Source organism: Latilactobacillus fuchuensis (assembly GCF_900258455.1).
Lineage (GTDB): Bacteria > Bacillota > Bacilli > Lactobacillales > Lactobacillaceae > Latilactobacillus > Latilactobacillus fuchuensis.
Window position 1 is genome coordinate 517,711 of record NZ_LT984417.1, and the last position, 16,487, is coordinate 534,197.

Consider the following 16,487-nt stretch of genomic DNA (forward strand, 5'->3'; position numbering starts at 1 on the left):
CCAAAATACGCCATCATCTGAACTTAGATGACGGCGTATTTTGACTTGGACGGAGATTGATGAGTGCTGAAACGCGATTAAATAAAACAATGGAGAATTGCCCATGGGTCTGTTTTTACAGATTCTTGCTGCGGTCAAATTAATCTTGGTGATCTGGAAACAGACTCAAGATTTAATCGATCGCAATAAAAAAAGCCGCTAACTAGCGGCTAATCAACATTGCAATACGACTACTGTTGCGCGAGGTGCTAGGCACACCTTGCGCTTTTTTTGCATGGTTTCATTATAGCATCTCAGTTATGGAAAATCACTCGTCATTCCGTTCAAGAATGATTTTGGGACGACTTAGGAATTTTTCACCTTTAGGCGGCTAGTTTATGATAAGTTTTAATAAGACTAAATTTCTGTAAGGGGTAGTGAAAAATATGCCGATTTCTAGACAACAACAAATCGTAACGCTTTTAATTAATCTTAAGTATGAATTATCGCGTCAGGATTCAATCGAATTAACCACAGAATGTATCGATAATTTGACACAGCCTGAACTGAACGATTTTATGATTAATGTCGCGCTTAATCAGTTTCTTAAAGAAATGACCAATCTAATTGGTTTTGAAGGTTTAAAGTTGAACCAGAATGCGGCTGAAATAGTAGCGCAACTCAAAGAACTTTCTTTAAAGAAGACGGGTCGAAGCCCGCTTAGCTCGCTATTATTTTCGAGTTTGTTTGGGAACTGGTAGGGTTTGTAAATAGCGGTTGAGTACAATTGTAATCCGACTATTGTTGCACACATTGCGCTACAGCATCTAAGTTATGGAATCACGGCAATAAATGATGTTCCCTTCAATAATTAGCTAATCTGGTTAAGTATCACTAGTTGTCAAGCTTGCACTAGTCTATACTAACCATAACGAAATTATATGGAGGTTAGGTTATGAGTCCAGCAGAGAAAGTTACCATTTTACAGCATTTGGTTGAAATTAAATCGGTGAATAATCATGAAAAATTGGTTGCCATGTATCTTAAAACGCTGTTTGATGAGGCGGGGATTACCAATCAGGTGATACCACTAGTCGGCCAGCCGGAGCGCGCCAATTTGGTTGCTGAAATGGGCAGTGGCCATCCGATTCTGGCGGTTTCCGGTCACATGGACGTGGTCGATGTGGATGTGGCTAATTGGACAACCGATCCGTTTAAGCTGACCCCAAAAGGCGACCAACTATTTGGCCGAGGGACGACTGATATGAAGGCTGGTTTAGCGGCTTTAGTAATTGCGATGCTCGAATTAAAAGAAAGCCAGGCGACTTTCAATGGGACAATTCGGTTATTAGCAACTGCCGGTGAAGAAGTTGGACAACCAGGGGCTGAAGCACTCGAGATGGCTGGTTACAGCGACGATGTGGATGCGTTGTTAATTGCAGAACCGACCGGCTATTATAATATGGTGTACGCCAATAAAGGTGAATTGGATATTGAAATTAAATCCGTTGGTAAAGCCGCGCACAGTTCGATGCCCGCATTAGGCAATAACGCGATTGAACATTTACTGACGGTTTTAGCACAAATTAGAACGCAAATTGGCCAGTTAACGGCCGGTGTTACCAATCCGGTCTTAGGTGAAACTCTATTAAACGTTGATACGATTAGTGGTGGTAACCAAATCAATGCGATTCCTAGCTTGGCAACAGTTGGGTTGAATCTACGGACGATTCCAGAAGTCTCAAACGACCAAATTTTGAACGTGATTGATGACGTGGTGGCCAACTATAATCAAACGACGACCGGTCAAATCAGCGTCGAGGTGTCGATGAACATTGTTTCGATTTTAGGGGATGTCAACGCGCCATTATTAACCGATTTGCAACGAATTGCGGAACCATACGCCAGACGTCAAAAAATATCGGCCGCTGAAGCAGAACAGTTGAAACAGGCGGCGCTTGCTGCTGGTGTTAAAGACTATCGACCGGCCGAATTTTTAAAAGTTGGGATTTCTGGTGGCACCGACGCCGCTAAATTGTTAATTAAGAATCAAACTGGTTTTAGCTATCTGGCCTATGGTCCGGGAAATAATACACCGCATCAGGATAATGAATCGGTTTCAAAGGCGATGTTCTTAGACTTTATTGAAATCTATCAGACGTTGTTTAAATCATTATAAATTGCATCATAAGAAAGCACCTAAATATAACTATATTTAGGTGCTTTATAAATGCTATAATAACTGGTGTGATGGTTTTTATGAGATGTTCATATATTTGATTAATCCGTATATTTGGAGGCTTTTAATGATTATAGATAAAATAAATAATAAGGTTAAAAGAGCGCCTAAAGGGACTCTATTTATTTTGGCTGATTTTTCTAATTTGGAAGCGCCGTACAATACAATAAAGGATGCTGTTCGAAAATTAGTAGAAACAGAAAAATTAAGAATCATCTATCGAGGAATTTATCAAAAACCGAATTACAGTAAAACGTTGCAGAGAATGGTGCCTGCCTTACCTAGTGAGATTGCTGAAACCTATGCTCGAAAAAATGATTGGAGAATAATTCCAGCAGGGGAAACAGCTTTAAATCAGTTGGGATTGACGACTCAGGTACCTAATAGCTATGAATATCGGAGTAATGGTCCCAGTCGTGAAATAATTTTAAAAAATGGGAAAAAAATAAAATTCAGAAGTACGGTATCAAGGGATATTAACATGATATATACTTCTGCCTTAGTTATTGAAGTGTTTAAGGCTTTGGGTGAAAATAATGTTAATTCTGAAAATTTAAGCATCATTAAACGTAAATTAACTATAGACCAGTTTGAACAGTTAAAAAAAGATGTTCTGTTATCGCGAAATTGGATTAAAGATTTAGTGATAAAGATGGAGGCGAGTTAAATACTTGAATACTTTGAATTAACGGATGAGGAACGAAAGGATATGTACAAAATTGCCTCAGCGGATTTAGGCATCAATGAAGCAATCCTTGAAAAGGATTATTGGATTGTATTAATGTTAAAAATACTTTTTTCTCATGATCGGTTCAAAAAGCTATTTGCATTTAAAGGTGGGACGTCATTATCAAAAGTTTTCAATAAAATTCAACGATTTTCGGAAGATATTGATTTAATCTTAGATTGGCAAATTCTTGGTTATTCAAAAAATGAACCGTGGGATGAACGAAGTAAGACAGGTCAAATAAAGTTTAACAATGAAGCTAATGAGCGGGCAGCTAATTGGATTAGATTAGTTTTGGTACCTGAATTAAACAAAACTTTAATAGAAATGTCGATAGAAAAGGTTAAATTGAAGGTTTCATCAATAGATTCGCAAACAGTCCAGATACAATATCCGAATGGCTTCAAGGATAACAGTATTCTACAAGAAATTCGGTTAGAAATCGGACCATTAGCTGCATGGACACCTGTTAAAAATTACCCAATATCTGCCTATATCGTTGAAGAATTCCCTCAGATTTTTAATGATAAATTGGTCATCGTTCCAACGGTGGAGGCTAAACGAACTTTTTGGGAAAAAGTGACGATTATGCATAAAGAAGCGAACCGGACTAAGACTTTAACGCCTGCGAGATATTCGCGACATTATTACGATATTTATCAATTATCACAATCAACAATTAAAGATGAAGCGTTGAATGATGTGGTGCTGCTTAAAGAAGTTGTGTCATTTAAAAATAAATTTTATGCGGATAATTCAGCTAAATATAATGAGGCGATACCAGGAAAGATTAAGTTAATGCCGAATGAAATGCAGATTGAAGGATTATCAAAGGATTATGACGTAATGAAAAATATGATGTTTAATGAATACCCTAGTTTTCAGGAAATTTTAGTTGAATTGCATCGTTTAGAAAATCAAATAAATAAATTAATATAAAGTATTCGCTAACTAAGCGTATTTTTTGCTCCCGCTCGCTTCAACTTGCTATGATTGAACTAATCAGAAGAAAGGCGGTTTTACAGATGACAGATAAAACTGATCAGATTAAAGGCAAAGTGCAAGAAACAGTGGGTAAGGTGACTGATAACGAACAGTTGGAAGCCAAAGGCAAAGCCGAAGAAATCAAGGGCAAGGCTTCTGAAAAGGCGGATGATTTAGGTGATACGATTAAAGAAAAGACTGGCGAATTAAAAGACAAAGTTGCTGGTGTTTTCAATAAACTAGTTGACAAAGTGGACGGTAAAGATTGATTAATTAGTATTATTAGGCTGAGTTTACGCTCAGCCTTTTTTGTGTGCTAAACTAGAGTTGAACAGTATAGGGGGGATCCATTTGTTTGAAGTCACAACGGTTCATATTTTAATTCGACTCACTTTAGCAACCGTGATTGCCGGCATTATCGGTTCGGATCGCGAATATAAAAATCGCCCCGCGGGGATGCGCACGCACATCTTGGTTTGTTTGGGGGCTTGTGTGATTGCGATGATTCAACAGGAAATTGCGGCGCAAAATGTCCAGTTTGCGTTAAGCCATTTGGCGATTGCGACCGTCATTCGGTCTGATCAAGCGCGTTTAATTGCGCAAGTGGTCAGTGGGATTGGTTTTTTAGGGGCCGGGACGATTATTGTCACTCGCCACAAAATTCAAGGGTTAACTACGGCGGCGTCTTTATGGGCGACAGCCGGCATTGGTTTAGCGGTTGGGATGGGTTATTATCAGATTGCAGTCATTAGTTCAGTTTTTGTGATTTTCGTGATTGTTTTCTTGAAGAAGATTATTCACATCAATACGTTGAAGAAAATCGAAATTAAATATAAGCATAAAGTCGCCACCAAAGAATTCATTCAGGATTATTTTGAAACGCACGAGATTCAAGTGCGCGATGTTAATTTCTCAGTGACGCAAGATGAAAGTAATACGATTTACACCAATGTTTATCGCATCGAAATTCCCCGGGAAATGAAATATTCGCAGATTGTCGAAGATATCTCGATGAATAAGAATATTATGACCATTCGGATGGTCAGTGTTTAATCGAGTAGAAAAAGACCGTTTTGAAAACCAGATAATTGGTTTTCGAAACGGTCTTTTTGTTGATTAGAAGGTAATGTTGCGATCTTTTGGTAGGATTAAATTCAAGACAATCGCAGCAATCGCACAGATTGAAATCGGCGAACCGAGTAAGTATTGGACGATTTGTGGGGTTGCTTTGACGAGCGATTGGGGCATAATGATGATGGCAATACAGATAATAATTGGAATCCCGATAATGTACATATCACGTTCTTCTTGTTGTCGGGTCCGTAAAACGTTCAGACCGTTGAGCATGATGGTGGCACAGATGATGGCGAAGATGCCACCAATCACGGGCGCTGGAATCGCTGATAGAAAGGCGGCTAGTTTATTGAAGAATCCGAAGATGATAAACCAAATGCCGGCTGAGATGAAGACTTTTTTACTAGCGACACCGGTGATCGAGACAATGCCGGCGTTGGTCGCGTAACCAGTAACCGGTGAACCCCCTAATACGGCCGCGATTAAACAGCTGAGGCCTTCGCCGATAATTCCGTGGTTCCATTGCTTCTTCGAAATTGGTGTTTCGGTCACGGCGCTCATTGCGAACCAAGTACCGGTGGTTTCCGTCATTAAGACGGCGTAGATAATAACGAAGGTTAGAATCGCGGAACCGGAAAAGCGGATGCCGTAGTGGAGCATAGTGAAATGAGGCAGGCTGAACCAACTAGCCGACTGGACGCTTGACCAATCGAACTTACCCATTAAGGTTGCGAGTAACGTGCCGCCTAACAATGCGATGATAATGGAACTGACTTTAAATAGTTTTTGCAGTTTGGGGAAATAGATGCCTAGTGAGACGCAGGCGACCAAAATCGCAATCGTCGTAATCGCGAGAATCAGGTTATCGCCGACGTTGCCGGAAGCTTTGAAAATGTTATCGCCTAATGCGGAAGGCATCAAGGATAATCCGACGACGGTGATGATTGTGCCGCCGACAAATTGGGGCACCAGACTATTGATGATTTTTTGGAATAAGCCGGTTAAGCCTAATAGAATTAAAATTAACGCACCAATCACCGAGGCGCCTAAGACGGTCGCCATCCCACCATTGGCCGCGCCACTGGCGAAATAAACGCCGGCGATGGCACCAATTGGGACAAAAGAGGGGCCTTGCGAAACGGGCATCTTCATAAAGTATTTCGTTTGGATAATCGTGCCAATCCCGGCCGCTAAGAAAGTGGCTTGGATTAAGCCGGTCTTGGCGCCCATACTCATGGCGAGTAAGCCGGCAATAATGACGGGTGGCACGTAAACATCCATCGCTAAAACGTGTTGTAGGCCGAGTAAGCCAGCCTCTTGATTCGAAATCGACTCATCGGGGCCGATTGTTAATTGTTTATTGTGCGTTGTCATACCAATTTTGCTCCTTTTGATGGACTAATTGACCGTTCACATAGACGGCCTTGATTTGTTGGGCGGTGTGGTTGAATAAAAGATGGGTCAATTGATCGGCTGGCGTGAGGGTTGTGAATTGGGGCGCCGCTTGGACAATTTGAAAATCAGCAAGCATCCCCAGTTTAATTTGACCAGCGTTAATGGCTAAACTAGCTGCGCCGCCAGCGGTCGCAAGATAAAAAGCTTCTTCGGTGGTGATGCGGCTATCAGCAACGCCACGGGAGTCAGCCGGTAATCGGGCATCGACACCGTCCTGACGCATTTGCGAAGCAGTGACGGCCGTTTGCAAGTTAGTGTAGAGACTGGGACTATAACCGCCAGCGATATCGGTCCCCAAACCGATTTTTAACTGTTGGTCTAATAATTGTTTAGTGGGGAAGACGCCATTGCCGAAATAGGCGTTAGAGAGCGGACAATGGGCAATCGCAGCCTGTTCAGTTTTAATTAATTGTTGATCCGCAGTGGTTAGTTGCGTCGCATGTGCTAAGACGGCGTGTTGGTTTAATAAGCCGAATTGTTGTAAGACAACACTGTCGGTTTGTCCGAATCGGTCCAAAACATATTGATGTTCCCAAGTACTCTGACTGCAATGCGTTTGAACCCGTAGTTGGGTTTCCTGTGCTAAACGGCCTAATTGGGTCAGCGTTTCGGTTTGGCAACTGGGAATGAACCGTGGGGTGATGACCGGTTGAACCAATTGATCAGGATGTTGATTTTGAATCGCCTGGATGAAGGTTCGCGTCTTACTAAGCGCCGTGGCTGAATTCACATCACGATAATTAGCGGGTGTTTGTTCGGGATTATCCATGACGACGGTCCCGATAAAAGCACGTTGCCCCAATTGTGCGCAGATTTCGGCCAGTTTTAAATTGGCATTATTATGGATAGAACCAAAATAAAGGGCGCTAGTGGTGCCGTTGGTTAATAAGGTATGAACTAAGTCGCGATAGACGGCCGTCGCGTAATCTAAATCCGCAAAACGGGCCTCTAAGGGGAAAGTGTAGTGATTGAGCCAATCGTTGAGTGGTCGATCAAGCGCAATTCCGGCTTGCGGCCATTGCGGCGCATGGTTGTGCAAATCAATGAAGCCGGGTAATAAATAATGCCCAGGCGCTATGGTGATTAATTGATCAGTGGTTTGGGCCGCTGTTAGGGTTTTCTGGTAATCTGGATCTGATTGATGAATGATTTGGCCAATTTGCCCGTTTTCAATCAATTCGATTAAAGATTGTTCGTGGAATTCGACATGATTGGGGCTGTTTGCAGAAAAATAGGACGTTTTTAATGTAATAGCCAAACGATAAACCACCTTCCGTTGATTGTGTTATCAGTATATCACAAACTTTTTTAGAATTGAACCGAAATAATGTTCGTGTTTAATTCGATGGGTTAAAGATTGTTTACTGAAAATAATTTTGGTTAACGGGAATCAACTGGAAGCCTATTTGCATAATTTTATGAATATCTGCATATTAAAGACGGAAATAATTGATTTTATTCATAAATTATTGACAATATACCGAACGAGTTGTATATTTATACCAATAAATTAATTGAAAAGAGACTTTGATATAATGGAAAAATCAAAAAAAATTAACGTCACTGGCTTGATCTTGATGATATTTGGATCAATCTTTGGCTTTGCGAATACAACGGTGGCCTTCTACATGATGGGTTACGCCAGTATTATCTGGTACATTTTAGCGGCCGTCTTCTTCTTCTTACCAACATCATTGATGTTTGCGGAATACGGTTCCTCTTTGAAAGAATCACGTGGGGGACTATATTCGTGGTTAGAAGAATCAATTGGTGAAAAAGCCGCCTTTATCGGAACTTTTATCTGGTTGGCATCTTGGATCGTGTGGATGGTTTCAACTGCCGTTAAAGTGTGGATTCCGTTCTCAACCTTCTTACAAGGTTCAGATCAAACGGCTAGCTGGCACTTCATTGGAATGAGCGGCACGCAAGTTGTCGGTATCTTAGGGATTATTTGGATTTTAGTCTTAACCTTCTTATCCAGTCGTGGGATTGATAAGATTCAGAAATTCGCGTCATTAAGTGGGGCTGCGGTGGCCTTTTTATTCGCCGCTTTCTTAGTTGTCAGCTTAGCGATTCTATTTAAAAATGGGTTCCATTTAGCGGAACCGATTCACGGAGTAACCACTTTCGTGAAGAGTCCAATGGCTAGTTACCAATCACCAATCGGGATGTTATCGTTTGTGGTCTTTTCAATCTTCGCGTATGCCGGGATGGAAACCATGGGCGGTGTAACCGACAGTATGGATCAACCTGAAAAGACCTTTCCTAAAGGTTTGTTGATTGCGACTGCGATGATTACGTTAATTTACGCCGTAGCCATCTTCATGTGGGGCATTTCAACCAACTGGCAACAAATATTAAGTGGCGATAAAGCCAATCTGGGGAACATTACGTACGTCTTGATGCAAAACTTAGGTTTCCAATTCGGGCACGCTTTTGGAATGAGTCAAGGTGTGGCGCTTGAAATTGGGACAATTTTTGCACGAGTAACGGGTTTGATTATGTTTGTTAGTTATTTAGGTGCCTTTGCTGTTTTGATTTATTCACCATTAAAATCATTTGTACTCGGCACGCCTAAAAAGCTCTGGCCTAACGGGTTTGCAGATGTTAATAAAAACGGCATGCCTGAAAAAGCGATGTGGGCACAAGCCGCTTTGGTTTGCCTTTTAATCGCAGTCATTTCATTTGGTGGTAAAGCTGCCGGCGATTTCTATAATGTATTAACGTTGATGGCCAATGTTTCGACGTCGTTACCCTATCTATTCTTAGTCACGGCCTTCCCATATTTCAAGGCGCGTCAAGATTTAGACCGGCCCTATGTCTTCTTTAAAACACCACTCGCGGTTAAAGCCGTTACCGTGGTTGTCGATTTGGTTTTAGTCTTTGGGATTGCGTTCACGATTATTCAACCAATTATCGAAGGCCAATACATGGATGCCTTCTGGATGGTGATTGGACCAATCGTCTTTGCTATTTTAGCAATGGGCTTGTACCATCGTTACCAACAAAAAAATAAAACGGCGTAATTAAGTCGAGTATCAAGGCCGCGATTCAGTCTAACTGAGTCGCGGCCTTTTTGATGTATTCCGTGAAAATAATTAAAAAGCTCATTCAATTTTAATTTAGGTAACGAAATAGTTGCATTTAAGGCGGAGTGTGTCTGTCGATTTTAAATCGTGGTAAATGCCGTTAATATGGTAGCTCAAGAATTATCCGGATTTTAAAGGTGAACGGCTAATCAGTGCCAATATGAGAATATGATGAGTCGAAAAAGATGCCATCTGCAACTTTTGCTGTAAACGACTATACTTATTAGGTACACTTTTCAGAAAAAGGAGGATTCTATGACTGTCAAATTACAAGTCAAAGAATTAACGAAAATCTTTGGTAAACGAATTCCTAAAGCCAAAGAGTTATTACAACAAGGCAAAACGAAAGCCGCGATTTTAAAGGAAACTGGCGCAACGATTGGTGTTGACCGGGCTAATTTTGAAGTTGAATCTGGTGAAATTTTTGTGATTATGGGATTATCCGGTAGTGGGAAATCAACACTAGTGCGGATGATTAATCGCTTGATTGAACCGACAGATGGTAGCGTCTTAATCGATGGCGACGATTTAATGAAAATCGATAAGAAGGCGTTACGCGAAGTCCGCCGCAAAAAAATGAGTATGGTCTTCCAAAACTTCGGACTCTTTCCGAATCGGACCATTCTTGATAACACGGCTTATGGCTTAGAAATTCAAGGTGTGGATAAAGTGACGCGCAATCAAAAAGCAACCGATGCCTTGAACTTAGTCGGGCTAGATGGTTATGGCAATCAATACCCAACGCAATTATCCGGCGGGATGCAACAACGGGTCGGCTTGGCTCGAGCGTTAGCCAATGATCCAGAAATTCTGTTGATGGATGAAGCCTTTTCGGCGTTAGATCCATTGAACCGTTCCGATATGCAAGATCAACTATTGGATTTACAGGCGACGATGCATAAAACGATTATCTTTATTAGTCATGATTTGAATGAAGCGCTAAAACTTGGGGATCATATTATGATTATGAAGGACGGCGAAATCGTTCAGACCGGGACACCGGAAGATATTTTGACCCGGCCAGCGGATGAATATGTTGAGAAATTTATCGAAAATGTCGACCGTAGTAAGGTTTATACGGCTGGTAATGTGATGATTCGACCAACGACGATTAACATCGATAAAGATGGTCCGCGCTTGGCCTTGAAACGGATGCGTGAAAATGAAGTTTCAACCGTCTACGTGGTCAACAACCAACGTGAATTGGTGGGGATTATTGATGCGCGCGATGTCTTGGAATTAGTTCGTCAAGACAGTCGGGATTTACAATCGGTGATCAATACCGCTGTACCAACGACGACGGAAGAAACACCAATCAATGAAATCTTAGATGATATCTCGCAAACTGGGATTCCATTTGCCGTTTTAAACGAACAAAAACAACTCCGTGGGATCATTATTCGTGGTGCAGTATTAGGCGCACTTGCTGGAAATGAGGTGAACCATCTTGCTTAATTTAATGACAATTCCTAAAGTCCCTTTAGCAGACTGGATGGATCACTTTGTTGACTGGTTAACACAATTTACCGGATTCTTTAACGGTCTGACGAACTTCATTGGCGGTATTATCAACGGATTCCAGTGGGTCTTTGATCTATTGCCAATCTGGCTCTTTATCGTAATCGTGGTCGGCGTGACCTACTTAGCCAATCGCGACACTAAAAAATGGGGTCTGATTATCTTTGAAATTCTCGGTCTTCTATTGATTTGGAATTTAGATTTCTGGCGAGATATGACCCAGACGTTGACCTTGGTGTTAACGTCGAGTCTTATCTCGCTAGTCATCGGGGTACCGTTGGGTATTTGGATGGCGAAAAGTGATATTGCCCAGGCAATATTTAAACCGATTCTAGATTTCATGCAAACGATGCCGGCCTTTGTTTACTTAATTCCGGCGGTCGCTTTCTTTGGGATTGGGATGGTACCGGGCGTCTTTGCATCGGTGATCTTCGCGATGCCACCAACGGTTCGGATGACTAATTTAGGCATTCGCCAAGTGCCAACTGAATTGATTGAAGCGTCTGATTCTTACGGTTCAACCGAATGGCAGAAACTGATTAAAGTCCAGTTACCACTCGCTAAATCGACCTTAATGGCTGGTATCAATCAAAGTATGATGTTGGCCCTCTCGATGGTCGTCATTGCATCGATGATTGGTGCGATGGGTCTCGGCACACGTGTTTACTTTGCCGTTGGTCGGAATGATGCAGGGGGCGGTTTTGCTGCCGGGCTGGCCATCGTCATCTTAGCGATTATTATTGATCGGTTAACACAGGCGCTGAATCGCGAACGAACAAAGTAGGGGGAGATTTTTAATGTTTAAAAAGAATAGAATAATCACCCTATTGGCCGTAATCGGATTAGCGACTGTCCTGGGGGCTTGTAGCTCGCAAACCAAACCCTATGATGCGCAACAAAAATTAGGGTCACAAATCAATTACACGATTACCGGGATTGATGCCGGCGCTGGGATTATGGCGTCGACGCAAAAAGCGTTATCGGCATATGACCTTGAAGATCAAAAGTGGCAGTTACAAACCAGTTCAACGGCTGCGATGACCAGCACTTTGGGTAAAGCGATTGCTGATAAGCGGCCGATCGTGGTCACTGGTTGGCAACCGCATTGGATGTTTACTAAATATCCCATTAAATTTTTGAAAGATCCTAAGAATGTTTATGGTAAGACGGAACACATCAATACGATTGTTCGTAAAGGCCTTAAAAAGTCGATGCCAGAAGCTTATACCATTCTGGACCGATTCCATTGGACACCGACTGAAATGTCAGTGGTCATGTTAAAGGTCAATGATGGTGTTGATCCACAAAAAGCGGCGCGTGATTGGATTAAAGCCAATCCCAAACAAGTTGCTAAGTGGACCAAAGGGGTTAAAAAGGTCAAAGGGACCAAGATTAAATTGACCTATGTGGCTTGGGATTCTGAGATTGCTTCGACCAACGTGGTTGCGGAGGTTTTACGTCAACAAGGTTATGAACCAACCATCCAAGCGATGGAAATTCAACCGATGTGGGCGTCAGTCGCGACTAATGCTGCAGATGCACAGGTCTGTGCTTGGTTACCGAAGACCTCTGGTTTATATTATCAAGATTATAAAGGTCAGGTTGAAGATTTAGGGCCCAATTTAGAAGGGGCGAAGGTCGGCTTGGCCGTACCGAAGTACATGACTAATATTAATTCGATTGATGATCTAAAAAATAAATAAGTTATTTAAAAGCAGCTTTCTCGTTGAGAAGGCTGCTTTTTATTTTGTTGACGTGCTATTTAATGAAATTCCGGATTGATTGTATATACAATCTTGATTATACTTAGTTTGTGTTAAACGCTTACATATAAAATGGAGATGATGATTTTGACGTATGCAATGATTGGGACTTGGCGCATGGCGCACGAAGGATTGACAGCTGCAATGGCAGATTTAAAACAAGGTGGTCGCAGTACCGATGCGATTGAGACCGCCATTCAAGCGGTTGAAGATTATCCGTTTTTTAAATCGGTTGGCTATGGGGGGTTACCGAACCAACAAGGATTAGTTGAGATGGACGCCGCTTTTATGGACGGCGACACGTTTGCAATCGGGGCCGTTGCTGGCATTAGCGATGTGAAAAATCCGATTAGTGTTGCCCGTCAACTTAGCAATGATCATTTCAATAGTTTCTTGGTTGGTGCGGGGGCTTCCCAGTACGCGATGTTTAATGGTTTTGAACGACGCAACATGTTGACTGAACGCGCGCATAAACTCTGGGCCAAACGGGTTAAAGAGATTAATGAAAAAAATTTAAGTCCGTATGATGGTCATGATACAGTCGGCATGATTAGTTTGGATCAACAAGCTAGTATGGCAGCCGGCACTTCGACGTCAGGGTTGTTTATGAAAAAACCAGGGCGAACAGGTGATTCAGCGTTATCGGGCAGTGGCTTTTATGTCGATAGTGAAATTGGTGGGGCAGCTGCCACGGGTTTAGGCGAAGATTTAATGAAGGGCTGTCTATCCTATGAAATTGTGCGCTTGATGGGGACTGGTTTAACACCACAACAAGCCTGCGATCAAGCCGTTTATCCATTCGTTGAAAAATTAAAGAAACGTTACGGCAAAGTAGGCGAATTTTCATTGGTGGCGTTGAACGCACAAGGTCAATGGGGCGTTGCCACGAATGTTGAATTTACTTTTTCCGCAGGTAACGAGCAACAAGCGCCCGCCATTTTTATGGCTAATCCGGGACCGGACCAAACGACAATCATCGAACCGATTTCGGCGGAATGGTTAGCCGCGTATGAAAAACGCATTAAAGCACCAGTTGATTAGAAGGAGCATTTAGAATAATGGCGAAGTATTTGTATGTTGAAATTGCAGAAAAATTAGGGACCGATGTGCGAACGGGGATTTACGGGGTTCATCAGAAATTACCGTCCGAAAGTGATTTAGCGCAACAATTCGGAACAACTCGATTGACGATTCGAAAAGCAATCGATTTATTGGAAAAACAACAAGTCGTTGTCCGCGATCGTAATCGCGGGACGTATGTTTTAGCAACTCACGGTAAGATTTCGAGTGGGGCGAGCGGTTTAATGGGGTTCACTGAAGCGGCTAAGCAATTCCAATTAGATGTTAGTACGCGGGTGCTTGATTTACGGCGAACGATTGTCTATCCGGATTACGTTGAAGCGAAGTTAGACCTCGTCGCACAAGAACCCGTTTGGCAAATTGAACGGTTGCGGTTTGTTGATCATGAACCGATGACTCACGAACAGATTTATTTGAAACAAAGGATTTTACCGAAATTAACAGCTCACGAAGCGCAAGGTTCATTGTATAAGTTAATCGAACAGACGATGGCGATTGGTTATGCCAATCAAGAACTCGAATCGGTCTTGTTAGAAGATGGCATCAGCCAACTGCTAGAAACCGAGGTCGGTAAACCGGCCTTCTTAGCGCATACCGTTGCCTATTCGATGGATGGTTATCCAATTCTTTATGATAATTCGCATTATCGAGCTGATAAGTATACATTCCACAATATTTTGTATCGAGAACATTAGTCAAAAGGAGGGGAAACGTTATGAAAGTCATTGTCTTGTTGGACCAGATGCAAGCCGGCTTAGGTGGTAAAGAAAAGGCCAACACACCATTGGGTGGTAAAAAACTAGCTATGGGGGCCGCTGATACGTATGACAAAGTACTAAAAAAGAACGGATCAGAAGTTATGGGGACCTTTTATTGTGGGACGGATTATTACCAGGGAAATAAAGCCGAAGTTCAAAGAAAAGTCACTAAAATGTGTGAAAAAATGCAAGCGGATGTCGTCATTGCCGGACCGACGTATGATTATCCGGAGTTTGCAACCATGGCTTGTGAATTAGCGGATCAATTGCAAAAAGAGACGGCTATACCAGTCGTCGTTTCAATCGCTATTGAAAAAAATCAAACGTTAATTGAGGATTATCAAAAGTTATTGACCATTGTTAAAATGCCGAAAAAAGGTGGGACCGGACTATCGGATTCAATCGATCGAACAATTGAACTTTGTCAATTAAAAGTTGAACAGTCTGATATTACTGAATTCGTACAACAATACTGTTATTAAAGAGGAGGCCGCAATCAATGCAAAAGAAATTAGAACAGATATTAATGCCGTTTGCGATTAAACTAGGAAATAACGTTGTCTTACGGTCATTACGAGATGGCTTTTTAATCATTACACCGTTGATTATTGTCACGTCGATTTTTCTATTGATTGGGAATTTTCCAATTCCGGGTTGGGCTGAATTTTGGAGTCATATCTTGGGTCCGGATTGGACGGAATGGTTTAGCGCCGTATCGAATTCGGTCTTTAGTTTTACGGGCTTATTAGCGTGTTTTGGGATTTCTTACGCCTATGGTAAGAATCGCGGATTACAAGCAATCCATTCGAGTGCCGTTGCCATTATTTCGTTTCTGATTTTGACGCCAACCGTTGTGACCGTTGGTAAACAATCGATTGGGGCTGTTCAAACGATGTATTTAGGCCCTAATGGAATTTTCTTAGGGATATTCATCGCGTTAGTCAGTGTTGAAATTTATCGATTTGCAATCAATCGTAACTGGCGAATCAAAATGCCAGAAGGGGTGCCACCCGCTGTTAGTGAATCTTTTGATGCGCTATTACCTAGTGGGTTAGTTGTTTTAGTTTTCTTCTTAATCCGGATTGGCTTTAGCTTATCCAGTTTCGAAACGGCTTATAATTTTATCTACACGATGTTACAAGCACCGCTAAAAGGCGCTGGTAATTCGTTACCTTCAGTACTGCTGTATAATTTCATCGCGATGTTACTATGGTGTTTCGGGATTAATGGTCCAACGATTACCAATAGCGTTTGGTCACCCATCTTCTTTGTTTTAACACAGGATAATTTAACCGCCTTTCAAAATCATTTACCATTGCCTCATATTTATACGCAACAGTTTATTGATATTTTTACAACGTACGGTGGCGGGGGCAGTACTTTATCGCTATTGATTGTCATGTTGACGGTTTGTAAATCTAAACGGGTCAAAGAGTTAGGCAAATTGGCAATCGTGCCTGGGATTTTTGGCATCAATGAACCCATTATTTTTGGGTTGCCAGTGGTACTAAATCCCATTATTGCGATTCCGTTTATCATCGTACCGGTGCTGAACACGTTAATCTCAGGACTAGTATTTAGCATCGGATTGGTGCCATACACCAATGGGGTTATGTTGCCGTGGACGACGCCACCGATTATTTCCGGCTGGCTATCAACGGGGAGTTGGACGGGTTCGGTGTTGCAACTCTTCGAATTGATTTTAGGCGTCCTGATCTACTATCCATTTATTAAGATGATGGATCGCCAATACCTAGCAGAAGAAACGGAAGCCGCTCAGTTAGCGGATGTTGATATCAATTTTGATGAAGTTTAAAATTA

Annotated in this window: 16 protein-coding genes; 14 read left to right on the forward strand and 2 right to left on the reverse strand. The window is 42.0% G+C overall.

The window, feature by feature from the left end:
• The first annotated feature begins 425 nt into the window (after window positions 1–425).
• The 6 genes from LFUMFP_RS02345 (at window position 426) to LFUMFP_RS02370 (ending at window position 4,982) form a co-directional block, all read left to right on the forward strand.
• Window positions 426–740 carry a hypothetical protein gene (locus LFUMFP_RS02345; RefSeq protein ID WP_025082672.1) on the forward strand — a complete coding sequence of 105 codons (315 nt, stop codon included), beginning with the start codon at window positions 426–428 and terminating at the stop codon, window positions 738–740.
• Between the two features lie 194 nt (window positions 741–934).
• Window positions 935–2,158, forward strand: a complete 1,224-nt coding sequence (locus LFUMFP_RS02350; RefSeq protein ID WP_025082673.1) for an ArgE/DapE family deacylase — start codon at window positions 935–937, stop codon at window positions 2,156–2,158.
• Window positions 2,159–2,285: 127 nt separating this feature from the next.
• Window positions 2,286–2,885 carry a DUF6088 family protein gene (locus tag LFUMFP_RS02355; protein WP_106482999.1) on the forward strand — a complete coding sequence of 200 codons (600 nt, stop codon included), beginning with the start codon at window positions 2,286–2,288 and terminating at the stop codon, window positions 2,883–2,885.
• Window positions 2,886–2,927: 42 nt separating this feature from the next.
• Entirely contained in the window at window positions 2,928–3,884 is a 957-nt protein-coding gene (locus LFUMFP_RS02360) for a nucleotidyl transferase AbiEii/AbiGii toxin family protein (RefSeq protein ID WP_106483000.1), read from the forward strand.
• A gap of 86 nt (window positions 3,885–3,970) precedes the next feature.
• Window positions 3,971–4,198 (forward strand): CsbD family protein, encoded by a 228-nt coding sequence (locus tag LFUMFP_RS02365; RefSeq protein ID WP_106483001.1) that lies wholly within the window; start codon window positions 3,971–3,973, stop codon window positions 4,196–4,198.
• Window positions 4,199–4,280: 82 nt separating this feature from the next.
• Window positions 4,281–4,982, forward strand: a complete 702-nt coding sequence (locus LFUMFP_RS02370) for an MgtC/SapB family protein (protein ID WP_025082677.1) — start codon at window positions 4,281–4,283, stop codon at window positions 4,980–4,982.
• A 63-nt stretch (window positions 4,983–5,045) separates the two neighbouring features.
• Here LFUMFP_RS02370 and LFUMFP_RS02375 read toward each other — a convergent pair whose 3' ends face one another.
• Complete coding sequence (locus tag LFUMFP_RS02375; RefSeq protein ID WP_025082678.1) at window positions 5,046–6,377, reverse strand: uracil-xanthine permease family protein; 1,332 nt, start codon at window positions 6,375–6,377, stop codon at window positions 5,046–5,048.
• Window positions 6,361–7,710, reverse strand: coding sequence for a guanine deaminase (gene guaD, locus LFUMFP_RS02380; protein ID WP_408609869.1), 1,350 nt, complete (start codon window positions 7,708–7,710; stop codon window positions 6,361–6,363). The genes LFUMFP_RS02375 and guaD overlap by 17 nt, the downstream gene beginning before the upstream one ends.
• A 283-nt stretch (window positions 7,711–7,993) precedes the next feature.
• Between guaD and yjeM the strand changes: the two genes are divergently transcribed.
• The 8 genes from yjeM (at window position 7,994) to LFUMFP_RS02420 (ending at window position 16,482) form a co-directional block, all read left to right on the forward strand.
• The gene (yjeM, locus tag LFUMFP_RS02385) at window positions 7,994–9,484 is read left to right on the forward strand and encodes a glutamate/gamma-aminobutyrate family transporter YjeM (RefSeq protein WP_106483003.1); all 1,491 of its coding nucleotides are present in this window, start codon (window positions 7,994–7,996) and stop codon (window positions 9,482–9,484) included.
• A 318-nt stretch (window positions 9,485–9,802) separates the two neighbouring features.
• Window positions 9,803–11,002: a quaternary amine ABC transporter ATP-binding protein gene (locus LFUMFP_RS02390; RefSeq protein ID WP_025082681.1), complete on the forward strand. Its 1,200-nt coding sequence runs from the start codon at window positions 9,803–9,805 to the stop codon at window positions 11,000–11,002.
• Between the two features lie 4 nt (window positions 11,003–11,006).
• Window positions 11,007–11,849 (forward strand): ABC transporter permease, encoded by an 843-nt coding sequence (locus LFUMFP_RS02395; RefSeq protein WP_025082682.1) that lies wholly within the window; start codon window positions 11,007–11,009, stop codon window positions 11,847–11,849.
• A 13-nt stretch (window positions 11,850–11,862) separates the two neighbouring features.
• Window positions 11,863–12,768, forward strand: coding sequence for a glycine betaine ABC transporter substrate-binding protein (locus LFUMFP_RS02400; RefSeq protein WP_106483004.1), 906 nt, complete (start codon window positions 11,863–11,865; stop codon window positions 12,766–12,768).
• A 141-nt stretch (window positions 12,769–12,909) separates the two neighbouring features.
• On the forward strand, window positions 12,910–13,869 hold the full coding sequence (locus tag LFUMFP_RS02405) for a glycosylasparaginase (protein ID WP_035438875.1): 960 nt from the start codon (window positions 12,910–12,912) through the stop codon (window positions 13,867–13,869).
• Window positions 13,870–13,886: 17 nt separating this feature from the next.
• Window positions 13,887–14,603 (forward strand): GntR family transcriptional regulator, LSA1692 subfamily, encoded by a 717-nt coding sequence (locus LFUMFP_RS02410; protein ID WP_025082684.1) that lies wholly within the window; start codon window positions 13,887–13,889, stop codon window positions 14,601–14,603.
• Window positions 14,604–14,623: 20 nt separating this feature from the next.
• A complete protein-coding gene (locus LFUMFP_RS02415; protein WP_106483005.1) occupies window positions 14,624–15,148 on the forward strand; it encodes a GrdB-related putative oxidoreductase in 525 nt (174 codons plus the stop codon).
• Window positions 15,149–15,165: 17 nt separating this feature from the next.
• Complete coding sequence (locus LFUMFP_RS02420; RefSeq protein WP_025082686.1) at window positions 15,166–16,482, forward strand: PTS sugar transporter subunit IIC; 1,317 nt, start codon at window positions 15,166–15,168, stop codon at window positions 16,480–16,482.
• Window positions 16,483–16,487: the final 5 nt, after the last annotated feature.

Bases quoted from the DNA above. Each gene is read 5' to 3' on its own strand.
- LFUMFP_RS02355 (WP_106482999.1), top strand. From the start codon at position 2,286: ATGATTATAGATAAAATAAATAATAAGGTTAAAAGAGCGCCTAAAGGG.
- LFUMFP_RS02405 (WP_035438875.1), top strand. From the start codon at position 12,910: ATGATTTTGACGTATGCAATGATTGGGACTTGGCGCATGGCGCACGAA.
- LFUMFP_RS02345 (WP_025082672.1), top strand. From the start codon at position 426: ATGCCGATTTCTAGACAACAACAAATCGTAACGCTTTTAATTAATCTT.
- LFUMFP_RS02375 (WP_025082678.1), bottom strand. From the start codon at position 6,377: ATGACAACGCACAATAAACAATTAACAATCGGCCCCGATGAGTCGATT.
- LFUMFP_RS02410 (WP_025082684.1), top strand. From the start codon at position 13,887: ATGGCGAAGTATTTGTATGTTGAAATTGCAGAAAAATTAGGGACCGAT.
- yjeM (WP_106483003.1), top strand. From the start codon at position 7,994: ATGGAAAAATCAAAAAAAATTAACGTCACTGGCTTGATCTTGATGATA.
- LFUMFP_RS02360 (WP_106483000.1), top strand. From the start codon at position 2,928: ATGTACAAAATTGCCTCAGCGGATTTAGGCATCAATGAAGCAATCCTT.
- LFUMFP_RS02350 (WP_025082673.1), top strand. From the start codon at position 935: ATGAGTCCAGCAGAGAAAGTTACCATTTTACAGCATTTGGTTGAAATT.
- LFUMFP_RS02390 (WP_025082681.1), top strand. From the start codon at position 9,803: ATGACTGTCAAATTACAAGTCAAAGAATTAACGAAAATCTTTGGTAAA.
- LFUMFP_RS02415 (WP_106483005.1), top strand. From the start codon at position 14,624: ATGAAAGTCATTGTCTTGTTGGACCAGATGCAAGCCGGCTTAGGTGGT.
- LFUMFP_RS02395 (WP_025082682.1), top strand. From the start codon at position 11,007: ATGACAATTCCTAAAGTCCCTTTAGCAGACTGGATGGATCACTTTGTT.
- LFUMFP_RS02365 (WP_106483001.1), top strand. From the start codon at position 3,971: ATGACAGATAAAACTGATCAGATTAAAGGCAAAGTGCAAGAAACAGTG.
- LFUMFP_RS02400 (WP_106483004.1), top strand. From the start codon at position 11,863: ATGTTTAAAAAGAATAGAATAATCACCCTATTGGCCGTAATCGGATTA.
- LFUMFP_RS02420 (WP_025082686.1), top strand. From the start codon at position 15,166: ATGCAAAAGAAATTAGAACAGATATTAATGCCGTTTGCGATTAAACTA.